The following is a 19,219-nucleotide window of genomic DNA, read 5'->3' as shown; positions in this document are numbered from 1 at the left end:
ATCCCAGCTGCGCTCGTCGCGTCGAACGCAGCCTCCCCCTGAATACCGGAGGTCGGGCCGCGGCAAACGCGGTTCAAGCAGAATGTCACATGTCGGCAACACGCTGTAGCGCCATGTCGACATTACTGCCCGGAAGGAGTGAGGGAGGGGTCCCCCGTCCCGGTTATGACTCGATCCGGTTTGCGGACCTGAGTCTGGCAAAGCTGCGGGACAGCAGCCGTGAGACATGCATCTGCGAGACGCCGAGCTCGGCGCTGATCTGAGATTGAGTCAGATTGCTGTAGTAACGCAGCAAAAGGATGCGCTGCTCGCGCTCGGGCAGTTGGACGAGGAGGTGCCGCACCAGATCGCGGTGCTCGACTCCGGCGAGCGCCGGATCCTCGTAGCCGAGCCGGTCGACCAGCCCTGGCAGTCCGTCACCTTCCTGGGCGGCCTCGAGCGAGGTGGCGTGGTACGAGCGCCCGGCCTCGATGCAGGCCAGCACCTCGTCCTCGCCGAGCCCGAGCCGTTCGGCGATCTCGGCCGTGGTGGGGGACCGGCCGTGCAGCACCGTCAGATCCTCGGTCGCGCCGTTGACCTGCACCCACAGCTCATGGAGCCGGCGCGGCACATGGACGGTGCGGACGTTGTCGCGGAAGTAGCGCTTGATCTCGCCGACCACGGTGGGCATGGCGAAGGTCGGGAACTGCACCCCGCGCTCGGGGTCGAACCGGTCGATCGCGTTGATCAGGCCGATCGTCCCGACCTGGACCACGTCCTCCATCGGCTCGTTGCGGCTGCGGAACCGGGCCGCGGCGTAGCGCACCAGCGGCAGGTTGGCCTCGATCAGCGCGTCGCGCACGCGGGCGTGTTCGGGGGTGCCGGGCGTCAGGCAGGAGAGCTCGGCGAACAGCACCTGGGTGAGCGCCCTGGCGTCCGCCCCGCGGCTTCTGCCGCTGTCGCTGCCGCCGTCGCCCTGGGGCGGGGTTCTTGGCGCGGTACGGGCCGACACGGTCACGCCACCCCTTCACGATGTACTCACCCGGCAAAGCGGTCATAGCATCACAAGACATGTGCACTGTGTGCAAGCACCGCATTACTACGTGTTGGTGGCGGTATTGCTACGTGTTCGAAAGGTGAAGTGAGGGAGGGAGGGGGTGTCCGCGGGGGTGCGGGCAGGCATGGAACAACCCCCGGCGGGGCGGGGCCGGGGGTCCGAAGGGGCCTGGTGGGAGCCAGTGGCCGGTTGGTCGGCCGGGCGGATGATCGGTTGAATCAGTTGATCAGTTCGGTCATGAACTCGCCGACGCTCTTGGCGGCGTCCGATATGCCCTCGAAGCCCACCTGGACCAGGTCGGCGGCGCGCGCCGGGCTGTTGATGATCGTGTACAGCACGAAGACGATGAGCATGTAGAGCACGACTTTCTTCGCCTGTGCCATCTCGTGCTGCCTCCCCGCGGACCCCTGTGCAGTCGCGTGAGTCTATCCACACGTTTGGCGCAGTGGTCGCATCAGTCCTACGAATCAAATCGTGTCCCGCGCCGAGCTCGGGCCCCTTCCGCACGCGTACGCGGGCACCGCGGGGCACGGTGGGCAAAGCGGGGTACAAGGGTGGATTCTGGGAGTGGAGGGGCATGGAGCGGGCGAGCGGCCGGAAGGGGGCTCGGATGCGTGTCGGTGTGCTGACCGGTGGCGGCGACTGCCCGGGCCTCAACGCGGCGATCCGCGCGATCGTGCGCAAGGGCGTGCAGGAGTGCGGCTTCGAGTTCGTCGGCCTGCGGGACGGCTGGCGCGGCGCCCTGGAGGGCGCGGTCGTGCCGCTGGACATCCCTGCCGTACGCGGCATCCTCCCGCGCGGCGGGACCATCCTCGGCTCCTCCCGGACCAACCCGCTCAAGAGCGAGGACGGGGTGGCCCGGGTGCGGGAGACCCTTGCGGCGTACGAGATGGACGCGCTCATCGCGATCGGCGGCGAGGACACGCTCGGGGTCGCGGCGGTGCTGGCAGGCGAGGGGATCGGCGTGGTCGGCGTGCCCAAGACCATCGACAACGACGTCACGGGCACCGACTACACCTTCGGCTTCGACACCGCGGTCAATATCGCGACCGAGGCCATCGACCGCCTGCACACCACCGCCGAGTCGCACTCCCGGACGCTGGTCGTCGAGGTGATGGGCCGGCACGCGGGCTGGATCGCCCTGCACTCGGGCATCGCGGGCGGCGCCAACGTCATCCTCATCCCCGAGCAGCCGTTCGACGTGGATCAGGTCTGCGCCTGGGTGGAGGACCGCTTCAAGATCCGGTACGCCCCGATCGTCGTGGTGGCCGAGGGCGCGGTCCCGAAGGCGGGGCAGATGGTGGTGAAGGACTCCTCGCTCGACGAGTTCGGCCATGTGCGGCTCTCGGGCATCGGGGAGTGGCTGGCGCGGGAGATCGCCGACCGCACCGGCAAGGAGGCCCGCACCACGGTCCTCGGGCACATCCAGCGCGGCGGCACCCCCAGCGCGTTCGACCGCTGGCTGGCGACGCGCTTCGGGCTGCGCGCGATCGACGCGGTGTACGAGCGGGACTTCGGCACGATGGTGGCGCTGCGCGGCGCGGACATCGTGCGGGTGCCGCTGTCCGAGGTCACGGTGGGGACCAAGGGCGTCGACCCGGCCCTCTACGCGGAGTTCGGCGTCTTCTTCGGCTGAGGCCGACAGTCCGACAGTCCGACAGCTCGATGGGCCGATGGGCCGATGGGCCGACGGGAGTCAGGCCGGGTGCGGGACCACGGCGACCGGGCAGCGCGCGTGGTGCAGTACGGCGTGGGCGACCGGCCCGAGGTGCCGCTCGGCGACCCGGTCGCCCGTACGGCGGCCGACGACCAGCAGCAGCGCCCGTTCCGAGGATCTGACCAGCGCCTGAGCCGGGTTGAGCAGGACGACGTCGATGAGGACCTCGACCCGCGGATGGCTCGCCCGCCACGGCCGCAGGGCGTCGGCCACCGCCTGGCCCTCCTGGTCCTCCCACATGGCGCGGTCCTCTTCGAGGACGCCGATCATCCACGCGGAGGGGGTGGGCGCGGGCAGCGCCCACGCGTGCACCACGCGCAGCCGGACCCGGCGCGCCTGGGCGGCGCGGAAGGCGAAGTCGGCGGTCTCGGCCATCCGGCCGTGCGTGTCGAGGGCGGCCACGACCTCGGCTTCCGGGCCCGCCCCGGCCTCCGTACCCGCCCCGGCGCACCCCTCGGGGACCGTCACCACGGGGCAGTCCGCGGCGGTCGCCACCCGCAGCGCCACGGATCCCACCGCCAGCCCGTCGAAGCCGCCCCACCCGCGCGCCCCCACGACCAGGAGCCCGGCGCTCCGCGCCGCCCTGAGCAGCGCCTTGTCCGCGGCCGTCGCGATGTGTTCGCCGGTCACCTCCAGGCCCGGATGGCGGTCGGCGAGGTCCGCCGCGGCCTGCTGGATCATCTGCGCGCCGATGTGCCGCCAGGCGTCCGCGCCCGGTACGGGGGAGATCCGGGGCGGAAGGGGCTGGGAGGCGTGCAACAGCAGCAGCGGAACCGCTCGGTCCAGCGCCTCCCCGGCGGCCCAGCCGGCCGCCGCCAGACTGTGCTCGGAACCGTCGACTCCGGCCACAACGGGTCCGTTCATCAGAGGCTCCTTTCCTCATTTAGTCTAGATATGAGGTGAATGTCCGTAGTAGTGGTCGGGGAGGGGAAGCGTCGAAGGGAAGGTGACCGGGGATGAGCGTGCCCGTACGGCGAGGGCGGTCCGGTGTGCCGGCCGAACAGCGGCTCTCCAGGTGGCGGAACCCCATGGCGGAGCTCGATGAGATCTTCGAGCAGATGGGCACGCTGCTGGAGTCCACCGTCGGCGGTGGACTGCCGCCCACCGCACCGGGGCGGGCGTGGACGCCGCCGGCCGAGGTGACCGAGACCGACGAGGCGTACACGGTCGAACTCGAACTGCCCGGCGCCCGGCGGGACGACATCGACGTCGAGGTCGGCGAGCGGGAACTGACCGTCTCCGGCGAGCTGAAGAAGCCGGAGCGCCCCGGGGCGCTGCGCCGCAGCACGCGCCGCACCGGCCGGTTCGAGTTCCGTATGGCGCTGCCCGGCGAGGTGAACGCCGACAAGGCGAGCGCGCGGCTGGCCGGCGGGGTGCTCGGCCTGACCGTCCCGAAGGCCGAGGCCACCAAGCCGCGCCGGGTCGAGATCGCCGGCGGCGAACAGTAGGCGAGGCGGTCGCCGGTTTCTCTTGCTGCTTGGAGCAGCGCGAAGTGTTGCTGTACTCTCCATCTGACGGATCGTCAGATTAGGGTGTCCGGTCGGATCGCCGGACGCCAGGGGAGAGGACGGCATGGCTGGCGAGACGAACGGCGCAACCGAACTGCCCATGGTCATCAGCGTGGACGACCACGTGATCGAGCCCGCGCACCTCTTCGACACCTGGCTGCCCGCCAAGTACCGGGACCGTGGCCCGAAGCCCATGACCGCCGGAATCGGCGAGTTGGCCTACATCGGCGGCAAGTACCGCATCACCACCGACCCGGACGGCCCGCCGACCGACTGGTGGACGTACGAGGGGCTGCTGTTCCCGTACAAGCGGATCATCGCGGCCGTCGGCTTCTCGCGCGACGAGATGACCCTCGAAGGCATCACCCGCGAGCAGATGCGGCGCGGCTGCTGGGACCCCAAGGCCCGGATCGCGGACATGGAGATGAACCACGTCGAGGCCTCGCTGTGCTTCCCGACCTTCCCGCGCTTCTGCGGCCAGACCTTCGCCGAGGCCGACGACAAGGAGGTCGGCCTCGCGTGCGTGCGCGCGTACAACGACTGGATGGTGGAGGAGTGGTGCGGCGACAGCGGCGGGCGGCTGATCCCGCTGTGCCTGATCCCGCTGTGGGACGTGGAGCTGGCCGTCCAGGAGATCCGCCGGAACGCGGCGCGGGGCGTGCGCGCCGTGACGTTCAGCGAGATCCCCACGTATCTGGGGCTGCCGAGCATCCACAGCGGCTACTGGGACCCGTTCTTCGCGGAGTGCGAGGCCACGGGCACGGTGGTGTGCATGCACATCGGCTCGTCCTCCCAGATGCCCGCCGCCTCACCGGACGCCCCACCCGCCGTCCAGGCGGCCCTGAGCTTCAACAACGCCATGGCGTCGATGATGGACTTCCTGTTCAGCGGCGTCCTGGTGCGCTTCCCGCGGCTGAAGCTCGCGTACGCCGAGGGCCAGATGGGATGGATCCCCTACGCCCTGGAGCGCGCGGACGACGTCTGGGAGGAGCACCGGGCCTGGGGCGGGGTGCGCGACCTGATCCCGGAGCCGCCGTCCACGTACTACTACCGGCAGATCTTCTGCTGCTTCTTCCGCGACAAGCACGGCGTCGCCTCGCTGGACACCGTCGGCGTGGACAACGCGACCTTCGAGACGGACTATCCGCACGTCGACTCGACCTGGCCGCACACCAAGCGCGTCGCGGCCGAGCATGTGACCGGGCTGCCGCCGGAGACCGTCTACAAGATCCTCCGGGGCAACGCGATCCGGATGCTCGACCTCGACTTCGACAAGGACCGGGTGGGCTAGCGCTCCTGCGGGGCCCGGCGGCGCCGGCCCGAAGGCGATGGCGACGATGTCATCCACTCTCGACCTCGTCCGCCGCCGCCCCGACATCGACGGCATGGCCGAGGCCGTGATCCTCGGCAACATCCTCGGCGACGCCCTCCTTGTCGCGCTCCGCCGCCTGGCCCAGGTCCACCACTCCGCCGCGCTCTTCGACGCAGACGCCGGCGCCGGCGCTGAGCCACACGGCTGATATTCGCTCCGCCCGGGCCACCCGGCCGACGGGCCCGAGGTGCGGGCGGCGCGGGTCGCGGTGAGGCTGGTCGTATGGAGGACAAGACCAGGGACCGGCCCCGCGTGGTGGTGGACGAGCCGCTCGACGGCCGCCGCCGAGTCATGATCGACGGCAAGGACGTCGGGGTCGTCGTCAGCGCCGACGAACTGCGCGGCGTACTGAGCCGTGCGGGCCTGATGGCGGCGGACGCCCCCATCGACGACCCGCAGCTCATCGAGTGGCACGGCGGCGGCCCCGACGACTGGCCGGCGGCGTAGGCTCCGCAGGTTCCAAGTAGTCCGGTTGGCCGCGCCGCCGCACCGCGCCGCCGCACCGCGCCGCCGCACCGCGCCGCCGCACCGCGCCGCCGATCCGGGTGAGCGCGGCGGGGACGCGCCATGTGCTGGTGACCGTGACGCCACCGAGCCGGTCGGCCGGCGACCTCCGGGAGCCCACCAGTGCCAGCGCCGCGTTGAAGGCGAAGAAGGCCACGGCGACGACCCAGCACAGCACCGAGAGCCCGATCGCGCCCCCGGCCAGCAGACAACAGGCCAGCGCATACCAGCCGACGTCGACCAGCATGGTCATGGCGGCACGCACCCCGGCCCGGCCCCGCCCGGGCCGCCCGCTGCCCCTTGGGTGCGGCCCATCACGCCCAGCGAGAGGAAGTGGTAGACGAAGGTGGACACGACCAGCGCCGCGAAGGCCTGCTGGACGGCCGTCACCGCATGCCGCCACAGCGACTCCCCGACGTCCTGGCCCGCCCCCGCCAAGTCGCCGTTCGAGGTGCGGGCGCTGAACGGGACGGAACGGGACGGAAACCGGGACAGAGCGCGACAAGGGCCCCGACCTGTTGGGATCGGGGCCCTTGTCTTTGCACTTCAGAGCGGTAGCGGTGGGATTTGAACCCACGGAGGAGTTGCCCCCTCACACGCTTTCGAGGCGTGCTCCTTAGGCCGCTCGGACACGCTACCGAGAGAGAGCTTAGCGGACGGGTGGCCGTGCTCCTAAATCGGTTATGGGCGGGGGGTGCGGAAGAAGGCGGTGAGGAGCGCGGCGCACTGGTCGGCGAGGACGCCGGAGACGACCTCGGGGCGGTGGTTGAGGCGGCGGTCGCGGACAACGTCCCAGAGGGAGCCGACGGCGCCGGCCTTGTCGTCGATGGCGCCGTAGACCACGCGGTCCAGGCGGGACAGGACGATCGCGCCGGCGCACATGGTGCAGGGTTCGAGCGTCACCACAAGAGTGCATCCGGTCAGGCGCCAGCCGCCGAGACGGGCGGCGGCGTCGCGGAGCGCGAGGATCTCGGCGTGGGCTGTGGGGTCGCCGTGGGCCTCGCGCTCGTTGCGGCCGTGGCCGAGGGGGGAGCCGTCGGGGCCCAGCACGATGGCGCCGACCGGCACGTCGCCCGTCTCCGGCGCCCGCGCCGCCTCCTCCAGCGCCAGGCGCATGGTGGAGCGCCAGGGGTCGCGGAGGGGGTCGGGGGCGGGCCCGGAGATGAGGCCGGACAGCGGATCGGTCATGGCACCAGTGTGGCGGACGGCGCGGCCTGGGTCCGGCGTCGAAGGGGGCGCCCTCCGACGTCAGGGCCTGGATCGGCAGCGGTCAGCGCACCGCCTCCAGCCCCTCCATGCTGCACCCCAGCATGTCGGCGATGGATTCGAGCGCGTCCCCGTCCAGGGCCTTCAGCTCCTTCTCGTCCATGCCGAGGTCGGCGAGGATGTCGGCGTCGCCGAGCGGGCCCGCCGGGACCGGCGTGTCCGAGTCGGCGTCCTCGTCGTCGCTCGCCTCGGGCTCACCGTCCTCGGTGCCGTCGAGGTCGACGAGGCTGTCCAGGTCCTCGTCGGGGCCCCGGCCGAGCAGTTCGTCGGTGAGCATCTGGCCGTACGAGCTGCGGGCGGCCGCGGCGGCGTCCGATACATAGATGTGCGGGTCCTCCTCGCCGTCCACGCGGACGACGCCGAACCACGCGTCTTCGTGCTCGATGAAGGCCAGCACCGTGTCGTCGTCTGAGGCCTCACGGGCCAGCTCGATCAGATCTGTCAGGGTCTCCACATCATCGAGCTCTGTGTCGCTCGCTTCCCACCCTTCTGCGGTGCGCGCGAGCAATGCGGCGAAGTACACCGTGACTCTCCCACTGGTCATAGGCGTGCCGGGGCGGGCGGGACAGTGCCCCGCCCCAATCGGCATCGTGGCAGAAACCTTCGCTTTGCGAGAGGTCTTCCGCGCTGCGTCGTGCCCCAGTCCCAAGAGATGTAACTCACGCGGACCGAAACGGACCGCTGTGAGCGCCGTCGTGCGGCCCCACCAGCGGAAGGCCCGGATGGCGTGGCGCCTGCCGCGTCCGGAGGGCCGGACAGGGGCCGGAAGGGCGGCCGGGCGGCGTGGGCGCCGCCGGGCTCGGTTACTGTCGATGCCATGCGGATCCATGTCGTCGACCACCCGCTGGTGGCGCACAAACTCACCACGCTGCGCGACAAGCGCACCGACTCCCCCACCTTCCGGCGGCTCGCCGACGAGCTGGTCACCCTGCTCGCGTACGAGGCGACCCGGGACGTGCGCACCGAGCAGGTCGACATCGAGACCCCGGTGACGGCGACGACCGGGGTGCGGCTGTCCCACCCGCGCCCCATGGTGGTGCCGATCCTGCGGGCCGGCCTGGGGATGCTGGACGGCATGGTGCGGCTGCTGCCGACCGCCGAGGTCGGCTTCCTGGGCATGATCCGCGACGAGGCGACGCTTCAGGCGTCGACGTACGCGACCCGGATGCCCGAGGACCTCTCCGGCCGTCAGGTGTACGTCCTGGACCCGATGCTGGCGACCGGCGGGACGCTCGTCGCGGCGATCAGGGAGCTGATATCGCGGGGCGCCGACGATGTCACCGCCCTGTGTCTGCTGGCCGCGCCCGAGGGCGTGGAGACCCTGGAGCGCGAGCTGGCCGGCGCGCCCGTCACGGTGGTCACCGCCTCGGTCGACGAGCGGCTGAACGAGAACGGGTACATCGTCCCGGGGCTCGGCGACGCCGGGGACCGGATGTACGGGACGGCGGGCTGAGCGGAACGGCGGGCTGACCCGGGGCCGAGAGGGCCGGCCCCGGGGCGGTCAGCAGAACAACAGATCAGCAGATCAGCAGGTCGGGGCGGGGGACGACGGCTTCGGCTCGGCCAGGGCGGTCAGCGCCTTGACGGCGTCCTTCTTCTTGACCAGGTCCTTGAAGCCGTTTCCGATGATCAGGTCGATGTCGTTGCCGGAGCGCGCGTCGTTCTTGGTCTCGGCGCCCGCGAGCTGAGTGCCGAGCACGTCGAAGGGGCCGTTGGTGGCCGCCGGGGCACCGAGCAGCATGCCGGGGGCCTTGACCTTCTTGTCGTACGCGGAGGGCGCGTTGCCCACCTTTCCGATCTTGAAGCCGCGCTTCTTCAGTTCGTCGGCGGTCTCCTTGGCCAGCCCGGTGCGCGGGGTGGCGTTGTAGACGTTGACGGTGATGTCGGCGGGCTTCGGCAGCGTCTTGGAGGCCTTGTGCGGGGCCTTCACCTGGCCCTTGACCTGGCCCTTGGCGGGCTCGCGCTTGCAGTCCGCCGTGCCGCGCGCCGCGCGCACCGTCTTCTCGTCGTCGCCGCCCGAGAACACGTCGATGAGCTGAATGGTCCCCCAGCCGACCAGGCCGAGGGCGACCGCCGCACCCATCGCGGCGAACGCGAGCCGGCGGCGGCCTCGGGGCCGGCGCATGCGCGGGTATCGATTGCCCGTGATGCGGTACTTTCCGCCCATGCCGGGAGGGGTGAGCATGCTCATAGGCGCAGCGTAGTGCCGCTCGGTGACGATGCCTACTAAATGATCAATGGTTGCCGCGCAGCCCAACCCGAAAGGGCCAACGAGGGGCCGAACGGGGGGTCGACGAGGGGTCGGCTAGCCGAGTTCGAGGACGCGCGCGTGCAGCACCTGGCGCTGCTGGAGCGCGGCGCGCACGGCGCGGTGCAGCCCGTCCTCCAGGTACAGATCGCCCTGCCATTTCACGACATGGGCGAAGAGGTCCCCGTAGAACGTCGAGTCCTCCGCGAGCAGCGTCTCGAGGTCGAGCTGCTGCTTCGTGGTGACCAGCTGGTCAAGACGTACCGGGCGTGGGGCGACATCCGCCCACTGGCGGGTGCTTTCCCGGCCGTGGTCGGGGTACGGCCGACCGTTTCCGATGCGCTTGAAGATCACACGGAAAGCCTACCGGGCAAGCGGCACCTGGCGCAGCCAAGGCGCGGGAGTGGACGGTGCCTGTCGCCCACCCCGAGGCCGCCCGGAGGTCACTCCGAGGCCACTCCGGGGCCGGGTGGGGCCGGGTGGGTCGGCATCAGGGCCGCTCCGGGCCTGCTCCGAGGGGGTGGAGCCGAAAAAGTCCGCAAATCGGGAAAAAATGCTTGAACGGGGCTAGTCGCACGGAAGGTGCGGGAGTAACGTAAATAACAGCCTGCGGGGCGAGCGAGGGAGCTCGACCGGAGACACGTTCAGGAAAGAGAACGTCAGGACTCCAGGAAGAAGGGCTTCGGTTCTTCGGAACGGAGAGGTTTTCTGGAAAGGGCGCGTCCTAGATGGCCGGGCTGAGAGGCCGGAAGGTCGGGGAGACCGGAAGGCGACCTCCAAACACCTGATCCGGACAATGCCGGCGAAGGGAGCCCACCTCGCAGGTTTTTTCCTGCCTGCGATGCGGCGGCCGCGCCGCTCAGGGGCGGCCCAGCCGCCGCTCGCCGCCGGTGCCCGGCTGATAGCTGAGCTTGTAGTGCTGGAAGACCGCCTCTTCCTCCGCGGCGGGCAGCACGCCGTCGGTCCCGATGGAGGGGGCGTCCCGCACCTGGTCCTTGGGATAGGTGACCTTCAGATAGCTCGGGCCCACCTTCGCGCCGCCCAACGGGACGAACACCAGCCGCCGCCGGGTCGGCATGCCGACCGTGACGGTCGCGAAGGCGGGTTGGTCGGTGGCGGTGTCCACATAGATCGACTCCAAGGTGCCGATCTTGCGACCGGTGCTGTCCACCACGTCACGGTCGCGCCACTTCCGGATGTCGTCGGCCTCGAACACCGTGCCCTCCAAACATCGCTTGCCCCCATCCTCCAACGGCCCTTGGCGCGCGGCCACTCCAGCGTCCGCCGGTTGCACCGACCGGCGGAGGCTCCGAGCATGGGCAGGGGAAGACAGTGGACATCAGCCGCGCAGTCCGCGCAGTCATGGAGTCCGGCATGGCAGACCGCCGAAACCCTGGCCCGTCCGCACCACTGCCGCGCTGTCTGGTCACCGGGGCGACCGGCTACCTCGGCAGCAGGCTGGTGCCCGAGCTGCTGGCGGCCGGGCATCCGGTGCGCTGCCTGGTCCGCTCGCCCGACAAGCTGCGCCGGCACCCCTGGGCCGCGCGGGTGGGGCAGGCGCGCGGGGACGTCCTGGACGCGCGGTCCGTGCGGGCGGCCCTGGAGGGCGTGGACGTCGCGTACTACCTGGTGCACTCGCTGGGGACCGGCCCCGGCTTCGAGGAGACCGACCGCCGGGCGGCCCGGATCTTCGGCGAGCAGGCGCGGGCCGCCGGGGTCCGGCGGATCGTCTACCTCGGCGGGCTGACCCCGTCCGGGGTGCCCGAGCGCGAGCTGTCGCCCCATCTGCGCTCGCGCGCCGAGGTGGGCCGAGTGCTGCTGGCGTCGGGGGTGCCGACCGCCGTACTGCGGGCCGGTGTGATCATCGGCTCGGGCTCGGCCTCGTTCGAGATGCTGCGCCATCTGACCGAACGCCTTCCGGTGATGGTCACCCCGCGCTGGGTGCGCACCCGGACCCAGCCGATCGCCGTCCGCGATGTGCTCCGGGTGCTGGTGGGCTGCGCCCGGCTGCCGTACGAGGTGAACCGCGCCTTCGACATCGGCGGGCCGGACGTGGTGACGTACCGCGACATGATGCGGCGGTACGCGGCCGTGGCCCGGCTGCCGCGGCGGCTGGTGATCCCCGTGCCGGTGCTCACCCCGTATCTCTCCAGCCTGTGGGTCGGCCTGGTCACGCCCGTGCCGGGCGCCCTCGCCCGCCCGCTGGTGGAGTCGCTGCGGCATGAGGTGGTCTGCCGGGAGGACGACATCGCCCGCTATGTGCCGCCGCCCCCCGACGGCCTGCTCCCGCTGGACCGGGCGCTGCGGCTGGCGCTGCGGCCGCCCGCCGCCCGGGGCGAGCCGAGCGATCCGCTGCCGACGGACCCGCCCTGGGCGCGCGGCAGCTGCCGTACGGACGACCGCGAGCGCGTGGTGGACGCCGCGCCCGAGGAGCTGTGGCAGGCGGTGGAGGGCATCGCGGGCGGTGGCCGCTGGCAGTCCCTGCCGCCCGCCTGGGCGCTGCGCGGCTGGTTGGACGCGGCGGTCGGCGGGGTGGGTCTGCACCTGGGGCGCCCGGAGGCGGCGCCGCTGCGGGCCGGGGACCGGCTGGGCTTCTGGCGGGTGGAGGCGGTGGAGCCGCGGCGGCGGCTGCGGCTGCGCTCCGAGCTGCCGCTGCCCGGGCCGGCCTGGCTGGAGATCGCGGTGGCCGAGGACGGGGCGGGCGGAGCGGTGTACCGGCAGCGCGCCGTCTTCGAGCCGCGCGGACTGACCGGACGGCTGTGCGGGTGGGGCGGCGCGGCCTGCGGCGGTCTGGTCTTCGGCGGCATGGCCCGGAACGTCGTCGCCAGGGCCGAGGCGCACGCGGCCGTGCCCGGCTGAGCGGGGGTGGGTGCCGGTGCGGGTCAGCGTCGCCCTGTTCACCGCGGATCTGCGGGTGCACGACAACCCGGTGCTGCACGGGGCGCTGCGGGAGGCGGAGAGCGTGGTGCCGCTGTTCGTCGTCGATTCCGGGATACGGGACGCCGGTTTCGCCACGCCCAACAGGGCGGCGTTTCTCGCCGACTGCCTCGCCGATCTCGACGCGGTGCTGCGGGCGCGCGGCGGACGGCTGGTGGTCCGGCGCGGCGAGGTGGTCCAGGAGACCTGCCGGGTGGCGGAGCGCACCGGCGCCGGGTCGGTGCATCTGGCGGCCGGGGTGAGCGGTTACGCGGCGCGGCGCGAGGAGCGGCTGCGGGCGGCGCTGGCGGAGGCCGGGCGCGAGCTGCGGGTGCACGAGGCGGCGCTGACGGTGGTCGCGCCCGGCGCGCTCGTCCCCTCGGGCCCCTCGGGCCCCTCGGGCCCCTCGGGCGGGGGCAAGGACCACTTCGCGGTCTTCACGCCGTACTACCGCCGATGGCGCGAGGAGCCCTGGCGCGCCCCGCTCGCCGCGCCGCGCGCGGTCCGCGTGCCCCGGATCCGCTCCGCGGGCCTGCCCACCGCGGCGTCCCTGGCCCCGGGCGCGGCCTCCCCGGAGCTGCCCGCCGGGGGAGAGACGGCGGCCCGCCGCAGGCTGCGGCTCTGGGCGTCCGGCCCGCTGGCCGACTACGCCGAGCGCCATGACGACCTCGCCGGGGACGCCACCTCCCGGCTCTCCCCTTATCTGCACTTCGGCTGTCTGTCGCCGGGGGAGGTGGCGCGCCGGGCGCTGGAGGCGCGCGGCCCGGGTGCGGACGCGTTCGTGCGCCAGCTGGCCTGGCGGGACTTCCACCACCAGGTCCTGGCCGCGCGCCCGGACGCCGCCCACCGCGACTACCGCCCGCGCCACGACCGCTGGCGCCACGACGCGGACGAGATCGCGGCCTGGCGGGAGGGGCTGACGGGCTTTCCGGTCGTGGACGCGGCGATGCGGCAGCTGAGGCAGGAGGGCTGGATGCACAATCGGGCGCGGCTGCTGACGGCGAGCTTCCTGGCCAAGACCCTGTACGCCGACTGGCGCATCGGCGCGCGGCACTTCCTGGCGCTGCTGGTGGACGGCGACCTCGCGAACAACCAGCTCAACTGGCAGTGGGTGGCGGGCACCGGCACCGACACCCGCCCCAATCGGATTCTCAACCCGCTTGCCCAGGCGCTGCGCCACGACCCCGACGGGGCGTACGTGCGCCGCTGGGTGCCCGAACTCGCCGCCGTCCAGGGCCCCGCCGTGCACCGCCCCTGGCGGCTGCCAGGACCGGACCGCGCCGCCCTGGCCTACCCCGACCCGATCGTGGACCTCGACGAGGCGGCGGCCCGCTTCAGACGTTGCCGCGGCTCCTGAGCCTGAGCCGAAACCAGCGGCGCTTTCAGGGTTCCCGGGCCGCGTGCACCCCGTCGAACCCGACCGGCAGGTGACGCGGGCCGCGCAGCACCGCGTTCCGGCGGTACGGGGGCGGGTCCTCCAGCAGCCGGGGGTTCTCGAGCCTGCGGGCCAGCTCGGTCAGCGCGAGCTGCGCCTCCAGCCGGGCCAGCGGCGCGCCGTAGCAGATGTGGATGCCGCTGCCGAAGCCCAGGTGCTGGTTGTCCTTGCGGTCCGGGTCGAACCGGTCGGGGTCGGGGAAGCGCCGGGGGTCGCGGTTGCCCGAGGCCAGGATCAGCCAGATCGACTCGCCCTTGGGGATGGTGACGCCCGCGATGTCGACGTCGGTGAGCGGGGTGCGCTGCGGCAGCAGCTGGACCGGGGGCTCGTAGCGCAGCACCTCCTCCACCAGCGAGGCGGCCAGATGCGGATCGTCGTGCAGCCGCTTGAGGACATCGGGGTGGCGCAGCAGGGTCAGCATGCCGTTGGTGATCAGGTTGACCGTCGTCTCGTGCCCGGCGATCAGCAGCAGCGAGGCGGTGCTGACCAGTTCGGCGTGGGTCATCCGCCCGTCCGGCCCGTCCCCGTGGACCAGCGCGGAGAGCATGTCCTCGCTGGGGGTGCGGCGGCGGTCCTCGATCAACTCGGACAGGTACATGCTCAGTTCGGTGCGGGCCCGCCGGACGGTGGCGCGCCGCTCCGTGGCGTCCGCGTCCGGATCGGGGTCCGCGCCGGCGACGATGGTGTCGGCCCAGTCGTGGAACAGCGGCTCGTCGTTGCGGGGCACCCCCAGCAGCCGGCAGATCACGGTCACCGGGAAGGGGTACGCGAAGTCGTCGACGAGGTCGGCCCCGTCCCGGCCCTGGAAGTCGTCGATCAGCCCGGAGACGATCCGGGTGAGCTCGCCGCGCATGTCGTGGATCCGCCGCGGGGTGTGCGGCGGCCCGAAGGGGTACATCGCGATCCGGCGCAGCCGGTCGTGGTCGGGCGGGTCGAGCCGAATGAAGTTCGGGGTCAGCATCGGGTCGTCCTCCTCGTCCTCGAGGGCGACCAGACGCGCGGCGTCCGGGTTGAGGTTGCGGCGGTCCGAGCTGATCCGCGGGTCGTGCAGCAGGCCGTGGATCTCCCAGTACGTGCTGACGAGGTACGGGCCGTCCTCGTCCCGCAGCACGGGCGTCTTCCGCAGCTCGGAGTAGAGGGGATAGGGGTCGGCGCGGTTGGCGTAGTCGATGATCTTCCGCATATACGTGCCGTGCGTCATGACGGAGAGTCCTTCCGGGTGAGGCCTCTAGGCCCGGGCGGGCGTGAAGACGATCCGCCGGTCGGTCGGTGAGTAGCCGCTGAGGGTGACGGTCGGCCCGTGGGTGGGCAGGGACGGGTCGGGGAAGTCGGCGGGGACCGGGCGCAGCGCGTCGGGGCCGCGGTCCGTGGTGGGGAAGTCCGGCGGGAAGGGCGCGGCCGTCTCGATCTGCCGCCGGTAGAAGTCCAGCCACCTGGTCCGGTCGAAGGTGACGGCGGCGATGACGCGGCCCTGATGGCCGTAGACGCCGGTGAAGCTGCGCTCGGCGAGCGACCCCTGGGCGATGAGGAGCTCGTCGCCCAGGGAGGGCACCCCGATCGACTTGATGTTCACCCCGAACTGCGCGGACCAGAAGGCGGGGACCCAGAGGTGGGGGCGGCGGTCCGGACCGGCGCTGATCATGTTGTGCGCCGCGACCTCGGCCTGCGCGACGGCGTTGCCCCAGTGTTCGAGGGACAGGAACTGGTAGCCGAAGAGCGGATGCGGGCACCGGGCGACGTCCCCGGCCGCGAAGATGTCGTCGGTGACCAGGCCCCGGACGTCGAAGACCCGGCACCCGGCGTCGCAGGCGACCCCGCGGGGCCCGGCGCCGAGCCCCGAGCCGGCGAGCCACTCGGTGTTGCGGACGGTGCCGAGCGCGATCACGGCCACGTCCACGTCGAGGGCGGTGCCGTCGGACAGATGGGCGCGCCGCAGCCGCCCGGCCGCGTCCCCCTCAAGACCCGTGACCGTGACCGAGCAGCGCAGATCGACGCCGTGCGCGCGCTGGAGCTCCGCCGCGATCTGGCCGATCACCCCGCCCAGGGCGCCCACCAGCGGCGTCGGGCCGCGCTCCGCGACGGTGACCGGCACCCCCAGCTCCCGGCAGGCGGACGCGATCTCCGAGCCGGTGAAGCCGCCGCCGATGACCAGCACCCGCCGCGGCCCGGCCGCCAGCCGGCGCCGCAGCCGTGCCGCCTCCCGGCTGGTGCGCAGCACGAAGACGCCGTCGAGCTCGGCTTCGGCGGGGTTCGGCCACGGGCGGGAGCGGACGCCGGTGGCGATCAGCAGCCGGTCGTACGGCACCTCGTCGCCGTCGGCCAAGCGCACCCGCCGGGCCGCCGGGTCCAGCCCGACCGCGGCCGTCCCCAGGCGCCAGTGGGCCTCGACCGCGCGGCGCCGGGGCAGCGTGGTGCGGTCCGCGGGCGCGTCGCCCACCAGGACCTGTTTGGACAGCGGCGGCCGGTCGTACGGCTGGTCGGGCTCGTCGCCGATGAGCGTGAGCGAGCCGGTGAACCCCTCCTCGCGCAGGGTCTCCGCGGCCCGCAGCCCGGCCAGGGACGCGCCGACGATCACGATCCGCCCCTCGCGCCGCAGCCACTCCAGGCCGTCAGCGGACATCGGAGCCCACCGGGGGCAGGTCGTAAGCCTCGCCTGCTTCGCCCGTCTCGTCCACCTCGTCCAGGAGGATCGCCTGGACCGGGCAGGCGGCCACCGCGCGGGCCACCTGCTCGCGCCGCGAGTCGTCCGCGTAAGGGGTGTACCGCAGCGCCTCGTCCCCGTGCAGGGCGAACACCTCGGGCGCCAGGAAGACGCACTGCGCGTACCCCTGACAGCGGTTCAGATCGACAACAAGCCTCATCGGGCCCCGTCCTTCCACACCAGCAGCATGGGCGAGGCGGCGTACCGCCGCGCGCACAGCCGGGCCAAAGGGGTGGTCCGACGCGTCAGAGCGCGCGGTCGACGAGGAACGGCATCAGGCCCAGCAGCTCCCCTGCCGCGGCCGGGGCCAGCGGGACGGAGGCCAGACAGGCGCGGGCGGCGTCCAGGTGGTGGTGGGCCTCGGCCAGGGTGGTGGCGCGGCCGCCCGCCCGCTCGACCAGCTCGGCGGCGCGGCGGACGGCGGCGTCGGAGGTGCCCGGGTCAGCGGTCCCCGGGTCGGCGGTGAGCAGCGCGGCGAGTTCGCGGGCGGCCGGGCCGTCCGCGGCCAGGGCCGCCAGCACGGGCAGCGTCTTCTTCCGCCGGCGCAGATCGCCGTGCACGGGCTTGCCCGTGACCTCCGGGTCACCCCACATGCCGAGCAGATCGTCCACGGCCTGGAAGGCCACCCCCAGGTGGCGCCCGGCCCGGTCCAGCGCGGTGACGACCGGCTCCGGGGCGCCCGTCAATACGGCGCCGAGGGCCGCGGCGCAGCCCAGGAGCGCACCGGTCTTGGCCTCGGCCATGGCGCGGTACTCGGCGGTGCGGACCGCGTCGGGGCCGGTCCAGGGGCGGGACTCGAACAGCAGGTCCTCCGCCTGACCGCGCACCAAGTCGCCCAGCGCCCCCGACAGATGCCGGATGGCCGCGCCGCCGTGCGGGCCGGGCGACTCGGCGAGCGTCTGCACCGCGAGGGCGAACAGCGCGTCCCCGGCCAGGACGGCGGGGCCGGTGCCGTACGCCTTCCACACGGTCGCGCGCCGGCGCCGGGTCTCGTCGCCGTCCATGATGTCGTCGTGCAGGAGCGAGAAGGCGTGGACCAGCTCGACGGCCACCGCCCCGGGGATCGCGGCCGCCCCGGGCGCGCCCGCCGCCTCCGCGCCGAGCACGGCCAGGGCCTGGCGCACGCCCTTGCCGCCACCGGGCCGGACGGCCGGGCCGCCGCCCACCTCGCACCAGCCGAAGGAGAAGGCGGCCATCTCGCCCGGATACGGGTGGAGCCGCTCGACGGCCGCGGTCAGCGCGGGGCGTACGAGGCCGCGGCAGCGGGTGAGGGTCCGCGAAGCGGAGGCGGAGGCGGGGAGGAGCGTGGCCGGTGGCGCGGTCATCGGGCGGCCCCCCTCTCCTGGGCCGATATGCCCAGCTCCTCGTACGCCGCGTCGACCATCTCGCGGGCGTGTCGCAGCCCGATCCGGTCCAGCTCCCCCCGCAGCTCGTCCAGTTCCGCGGCGGTGACCGCCGGGTCCTGCCCGAGGCGGGCGAGCGTCTTGGCCAGCCCGAGGCGGGACAGCGCGGTGCCGCGCGGCTCGCTCATGGCGCGGAACTCGGCCAGCGCCGTCTCGTAGTACTCCCGGGCCGACGGGTAATGGGCGGCGCGGTACAGGACGTTGCCGCGCATCTTGTGGTTGTAGGCCAGCGCGCTGGACAGCTTCATCTCGCGGCAGGTGAGCTCGGCCTCGGACAGCAGCGCCAGGGCCCGGTCCACGTCCTTGTCCCGCAGGGACACGATGTCGGCCATGCCGCGCAGCGCCCACGCGTGGCCGCGCCGGTCGTCGGCCTGGGCCGCGATGGCCGCGGCCTCCTCGAACATCGCGAAGGCGGTGTCGTACGAGCCGGTGTTCCGGTGGATCTGGGCGATGCCCTCCAGCGCCCACACGGTGTGGCGGGCCTCGCCGCGCTTGCGGGCCTCGGCGAGCAGCTGCTCGTGGAGGGCGTGCACGGCCTCGTAGTCGCCCTGGATACGGCCGGTCTCCGCGAGGCCGGCCAGCGAGTAGCCGCGGGCCACGACGTCTCCGCCGCGCTTGCCCAACTCGGCGGCGTGGGTGAGCAGCCGGCGGGCCAGCGCGAGGGAGCCCCGCTGCCGGGCGAGGGTGCCGCCGCTCCACACCGCCCACGCCATCGCGCCCACGTCGCCCGCCGACCGGGCGGCGCGGTAGCTCGCCTTCCAGGCGCGATCGGCCTCCTCGATGTGGCCCAGCCGGCGGTACGCCTCCGCCACGGCGAGCCCCGAGCGAGCGGCCTCCCCCTGGGACCCCGCCCGCTCGGCGGCGCGCAGCCGGTCGGTGCCCTCGGCGAGGACGTCGGCGAGGGAGGAGTTCACGGACAGGGAACTGAGCGCGCCTTGGTACTCGGGCGCTAATGCCTTGGCGTACATGGGTGCCTTTCCGACGCGCCGGCGGATGCCGTGGTCTTGATCGACACCGGACTATACATGGCGTCTATAAACGTGGTGTATAGATGGCCGTGTGTGGGGGCGGATCCGTGTTCCGTCGCAGGTCGGCCAGGGGTGGCGGCTGGCG

General features: G+C 72.8%; 23 protein-coding genes and 1 tRNA gene. 8 read left to right on the top strand and 16 right to left on the bottom strand.

Features of this window, described 5'->3' with window-relative positions; translation table 11 throughout:
- Positions 1-163 precede the first annotated feature (163 nt).
- Both ACH4S9_RS37115 and ACH4S9_RS37110 read right to left on the bottom strand, forming a co-directional pair.
- The gene (locus ACH4S9_RS37115) at positions 164-997 is read right to left on the bottom strand and encodes an RNA polymerase sigma factor SigF (protein ID WP_089514418.1); all 834 of its coding nucleotides are present in this window, start codon (positions 995-997) and stop codon (positions 164-166) included.
- Between the two features lie 257 nt (positions 998-1,254).
- Entirely contained in the window at positions 1,255-1,419 is a 165-nt protein-coding gene (locus ACH4S9_RS37110) for a hypothetical protein (RefSeq protein ID WP_311726147.1), read from the bottom strand.
- Between the two features lie 227 nt (positions 1,420-1,646).
- Here ACH4S9_RS37110 and ACH4S9_RS37105 point away from each other — a divergent pair, with 227 nt between their 5' ends.
- A complete protein-coding gene (locus ACH4S9_RS37105) occupies positions 1,647-2,672 on the top strand; it encodes a 6-phosphofructokinase (protein WP_311726148.1) in 1,026 nt (341 codons plus the stop codon).
- 60 nt (positions 2,673-2,732) lie between these two features.
- Here the strand turns inward: ACH4S9_RS37105 and ACH4S9_RS37100 are convergent, their stop codons facing one another.
- Positions 2,733-3,617 carry a universal stress protein gene (locus ACH4S9_RS37100; protein WP_398376055.1) on the bottom strand — a complete coding sequence of 295 codons (885 nt, stop codon included), beginning with the start codon at positions 3,615-3,617 and terminating at the stop codon, positions 2,733-2,735.
- 164 nt (positions 3,618-3,781) lie between these two features.
- Between ACH4S9_RS37100 and ACH4S9_RS37095 the strand changes: the two genes are divergently transcribed.
- The 4 genes from ACH4S9_RS37095 to ACH4S9_RS37080 all read left to right on the top strand — a co-directional run bounded on the left by ACH4S9_RS37095 (position 3,782) and on the right by ACH4S9_RS37080 (position 6,080).
- On the top strand, positions 3,782-4,201 hold the full coding sequence (locus ACH4S9_RS37095) for an Hsp20/alpha crystallin family protein (protein ID WP_311726150.1): 420 nt from the start codon (positions 3,782-3,784) through the stop codon (positions 4,199-4,201).
- 124 nt (positions 4,202-4,325) lie between these two features.
- Positions 4,326-5,552 (top strand): amidohydrolase family protein, encoded by a 1,227-nt coding sequence (locus tag ACH4S9_RS37090; RefSeq protein WP_311726151.1) that lies wholly within the window; start codon positions 4,326-4,328, stop codon positions 5,550-5,552.
- 46 nt (positions 5,553-5,598) lie between these two features.
- A complete protein-coding gene (locus tag ACH4S9_RS37085; RefSeq protein WP_361185976.1) occupies positions 5,599-5,781 on the top strand; it encodes a hypothetical protein in 183 nt (60 codons plus the stop codon).
- A 74-nt stretch (positions 5,782-5,855) separates the two neighbouring features.
- Positions 5,856-6,080 (top strand): hypothetical protein, encoded by a 225-nt coding sequence (locus ACH4S9_RS37080; RefSeq protein WP_311726154.1) that lies wholly within the window; start codon positions 5,856-5,858, stop codon positions 6,078-6,080.
- On the opposite strand, the gene ACH4S9_RS37075 is transcribed toward ACH4S9_RS37080, so the two are convergent.
- From ACH4S9_RS37075 to ACH4S9_RS37055, 5 genes are all read right to left on the bottom strand, one after another.
- Positions 6,034-6,390 (bottom strand): hypothetical protein, encoded by a 357-nt coding sequence (locus ACH4S9_RS37075; RefSeq protein WP_398376052.1) that lies wholly within the window; start codon positions 6,388-6,390, stop codon positions 6,034-6,036. The two genes, ACH4S9_RS37080 and ACH4S9_RS37075, sit on opposite strands and share 47 nt — an antisense overlap.
- Entirely contained in the window at positions 6,387-6,575 is a 189-nt protein-coding gene (locus tag ACH4S9_RS37070; RefSeq protein ID WP_398376051.1) for a hypothetical protein, read from the bottom strand. Before ACH4S9_RS37070 ends, ACH4S9_RS37075 begins: the two co-directional genes overlap by 4 nt.
- 114 nt (positions 6,576-6,689) lie before the next feature.
- A tRNA-Ser gene (locus ACH4S9_RS37065) sits at positions 6,690-6,776 on the bottom strand.
- Between the two features lie 42 nt (positions 6,777-6,818).
- Positions 6,819-7,325, bottom strand: coding sequence for a tRNA adenosine(34) deaminase TadA (tadA, locus tag ACH4S9_RS37060; protein WP_398376050.1), 507 nt, complete (start codon positions 7,323-7,325; stop codon positions 6,819-6,821).
- An 82-nt stretch (positions 7,326-7,407) separates the two neighbouring features.
- A complete protein-coding gene (locus ACH4S9_RS37055) occupies positions 7,408-7,947 on the bottom strand; it encodes a hypothetical protein (RefSeq protein WP_311726157.1) in 540 nt (179 codons plus the stop codon).
- Positions 7,948-8,220: 273 nt separating this feature from the next.
- Between ACH4S9_RS37055 and upp the strand changes: the two genes are divergently transcribed.
- Entirely contained in the window at positions 8,221-8,856 is a 636-nt protein-coding gene (upp, locus tag ACH4S9_RS37050) for a uracil phosphoribosyltransferase (protein ID WP_385342410.1), read from the top strand.
- 72 nt (positions 8,857-8,928) lie between these two features.
- On the opposite strand, the gene ACH4S9_RS37045 is transcribed toward upp, so the two are convergent.
- From ACH4S9_RS37045 to ACH4S9_RS37035, 3 genes are all read right to left on the bottom strand, one after another.
- Positions 8,929-9,594 (bottom strand): LytR C-terminal domain-containing protein, encoded by a 666-nt coding sequence (locus ACH4S9_RS37045; RefSeq protein ID WP_398376049.1) that lies wholly within the window; start codon positions 9,592-9,594, stop codon positions 8,929-8,931.
- 114 nt (positions 9,595-9,708) lie between these two features.
- Entirely contained in the window at positions 9,709-10,005 is a 297-nt protein-coding gene (locus ACH4S9_RS37040; RefSeq protein ID WP_003986294.1) for a type II toxin-antitoxin system VapB family antitoxin, read from the bottom strand.
- Positions 10,006-10,510: 505 nt separating this feature from the next.
- Positions 10,511-10,867, bottom strand: coding sequence for a PRC-barrel domain-containing protein (locus ACH4S9_RS37035; protein ID WP_311726160.1), 357 nt, complete (start codon positions 10,865-10,867; stop codon positions 10,511-10,513).
- 158 nt (positions 10,868-11,025) lie between these two features.
- Here ACH4S9_RS37035 and ACH4S9_RS37030 point away from each other — a divergent pair, with 158 nt between their 5' ends.
- Both ACH4S9_RS37030 and ACH4S9_RS37025 read left to right on the top strand, forming a co-directional pair.
- On the top strand, positions 11,026-12,510 hold the full coding sequence (locus ACH4S9_RS37030; RefSeq protein WP_398376047.1) for a DUF2867 domain-containing protein: 1,485 nt from the start codon (positions 11,026-11,028) through the stop codon (positions 12,508-12,510).
- A gap of 16 nt (positions 12,511-12,526) precedes the next feature.
- A complete protein-coding gene (locus ACH4S9_RS37025) occupies positions 12,527-13,924 on the top strand; it encodes a cryptochrome/photolyase family protein (RefSeq protein WP_398376046.1) in 1,398 nt (465 codons plus the stop codon).
- A 25-nt stretch (positions 13,925-13,949) separates the two neighbouring features.
- Here the strand turns inward: ACH4S9_RS37025 and ACH4S9_RS37020 are convergent, their stop codons facing one another.
- The 5 genes from ACH4S9_RS37020 to ACH4S9_RS37000 all read right to left on the bottom strand — a co-directional run bounded on the left by ACH4S9_RS37020 (position 13,950) and on the right by ACH4S9_RS37000 (position 19,074).
- Positions 13,950-15,203 (bottom strand): cytochrome P450, encoded by a 1,254-nt coding sequence (locus ACH4S9_RS37020; protein WP_398376044.1) that lies wholly within the window; start codon positions 15,201-15,203, stop codon positions 13,950-13,952.
- A 27-nt stretch (positions 15,204-15,230) separates the two neighbouring features.
- Positions 15,231-16,622, bottom strand: coding sequence for an NAD(P)/FAD-dependent oxidoreductase (locus ACH4S9_RS37015; protein WP_398376042.1), 1,392 nt, complete (start codon positions 16,620-16,622; stop codon positions 15,231-15,233).
- A complete protein-coding gene (locus ACH4S9_RS37010) occupies positions 16,612-16,863 on the bottom strand; it encodes a ferredoxin (protein WP_398376040.1) in 252 nt (83 codons plus the stop codon). The genes ACH4S9_RS37015 and ACH4S9_RS37010 overlap by 11 nt, the downstream gene beginning before the upstream one ends.
- A gap of 85 nt (positions 16,864-16,948) precedes the next feature.
- On the bottom strand, positions 16,949-18,028 hold the full coding sequence (locus ACH4S9_RS37005; RefSeq protein WP_398376038.1) for a polyprenyl synthetase family protein: 1,080 nt from the start codon (positions 18,026-18,028) through the stop codon (positions 16,949-16,951).
- Positions 18,025-19,074 carry a tetratricopeptide repeat protein gene (locus ACH4S9_RS37000; protein ID WP_311726167.1) on the bottom strand — a complete coding sequence of 350 codons (1,050 nt, stop codon included), beginning with the start codon at positions 19,072-19,074 and terminating at the stop codon, positions 18,025-18,027. Before ACH4S9_RS37000 ends, ACH4S9_RS37005 begins: the two co-directional genes overlap by 4 nt.
- Positions 19,075-19,219 lie beyond the last annotated feature (145 nt).

The organism is Streptomyces sp. NPDC021225, from assembly GCF_044332865.1.
In the GTDB taxonomy this organism is placed as follows: Bacteria; Actinomycetota; Actinomycetes; order Streptomycetales; family Streptomycetaceae; genus Streptomyces.
This window is presented reverse-complemented; position numbering and strand designations above follow the sequence as displayed.

Coding starts and splice junctions, on each gene's coding strand:
- ACH4S9_RS37110 (WP_311726147.1), bottom strand. CDS start 1,419: ATGGCACAGGCGAAGAAAGTCGTGCTCTACATGCTCATCGTCTTCGTG.
- ACH4S9_RS37085 (WP_361185976.1), top strand. CDS start 5,599: ATGTCATCCACTCTCGACCTCGTCCGCCGCCGCCCCGACATCGACGGC.
- ACH4S9_RS37010 (WP_398376040.1), bottom strand. CDS start 16,863: ATGAGGCTTGTTGTCGATCTGAACCGCTGTCAGGGGTACGCGCAGTGC.
- ACH4S9_RS37015 (WP_398376042.1), bottom strand. CDS start 16,622: ATGTCCGCTGACGGCCTGGAGTGGCTGCGGCGCGAGGGGCGGATCGTG.
- ACH4S9_RS37030 (WP_398376047.1), top strand. CDS start 11,026: ATGGCAGACCGCCGAAACCCTGGCCCGTCCGCACCACTGCCGCGCTGT.
- ACH4S9_RS37055 (WP_311726157.1), bottom strand. CDS start 7,947: ATGACCAGTGGGAGAGTCACGGTGTACTTCGCCGCATTGCTCGCGCGC.
- ACH4S9_RS37090 (WP_311726151.1), top strand. CDS start 4,326: ATGGCTGGCGAGACGAACGGCGCAACCGAACTGCCCATGGTCATCAGC.
- upp (WP_385342410.1), top strand. CDS start 8,221: ATGCGGATCCATGTCGTCGACCACCCGCTGGTGGCGCACAAACTCACC.
- ACH4S9_RS37095 (WP_311726150.1), top strand. CDS start 3,782: ATGGCGGAGCTCGATGAGATCTTCGAGCAGATGGGCACGCTGCTGGAG.
- ACH4S9_RS37000 (WP_311726167.1), bottom strand. CDS start 19,074: ATGTACGCCAAGGCATTAGCGCCCGAGTACCAAGGCGCGCTCAGTTCC.
- ACH4S9_RS37020 (WP_398376044.1), bottom strand. CDS start 15,203: ATGACGCACGGCACGTATATGCGGAAGATCATCGACTACGCCAACCGC.
- ACH4S9_RS37045 (WP_398376049.1), bottom strand. CDS start 9,594: ATGAGCATGCTCACCCCTCCCGGCATGGGCGGAAAGTACCGCATCACG.
- tadA (WP_398376050.1), bottom strand. CDS start 7,325: ATGACCGATCCGCTGTCCGGCCTCATCTCCGGGCCCGCCCCCGACCCC.
- ACH4S9_RS37105 (WP_311726148.1), top strand. CDS start 1,647: ATGCGTGTCGGTGTGCTGACCGGTGGCGGCGACTGCCCGGGCCTCAAC.
- ACH4S9_RS37080 (WP_311726154.1), top strand. CDS start 5,856: ATGGAGGACAAGACCAGGGACCGGCCCCGCGTGGTGGTGGACGAGCCG.
- ACH4S9_RS37005 (WP_398376038.1), bottom strand. CDS start 18,028: ATGACCGCGCCACCGGCCACGCTCCTCCCCGCCTCCGCCTCCGCTTCG.
- ACH4S9_RS37075 (WP_398376052.1), bottom strand. CDS start 6,390: ATGACCATGCTGGTCGACGTCGGCTGGTATGCGCTGGCCTGTTGTCTG.
- ACH4S9_RS37100 (WP_398376055.1), bottom strand. CDS start 3,617: ATGAACGGACCCGTTGTGGCCGGAGTCGACGGTTCCGAGCACAGTCTG.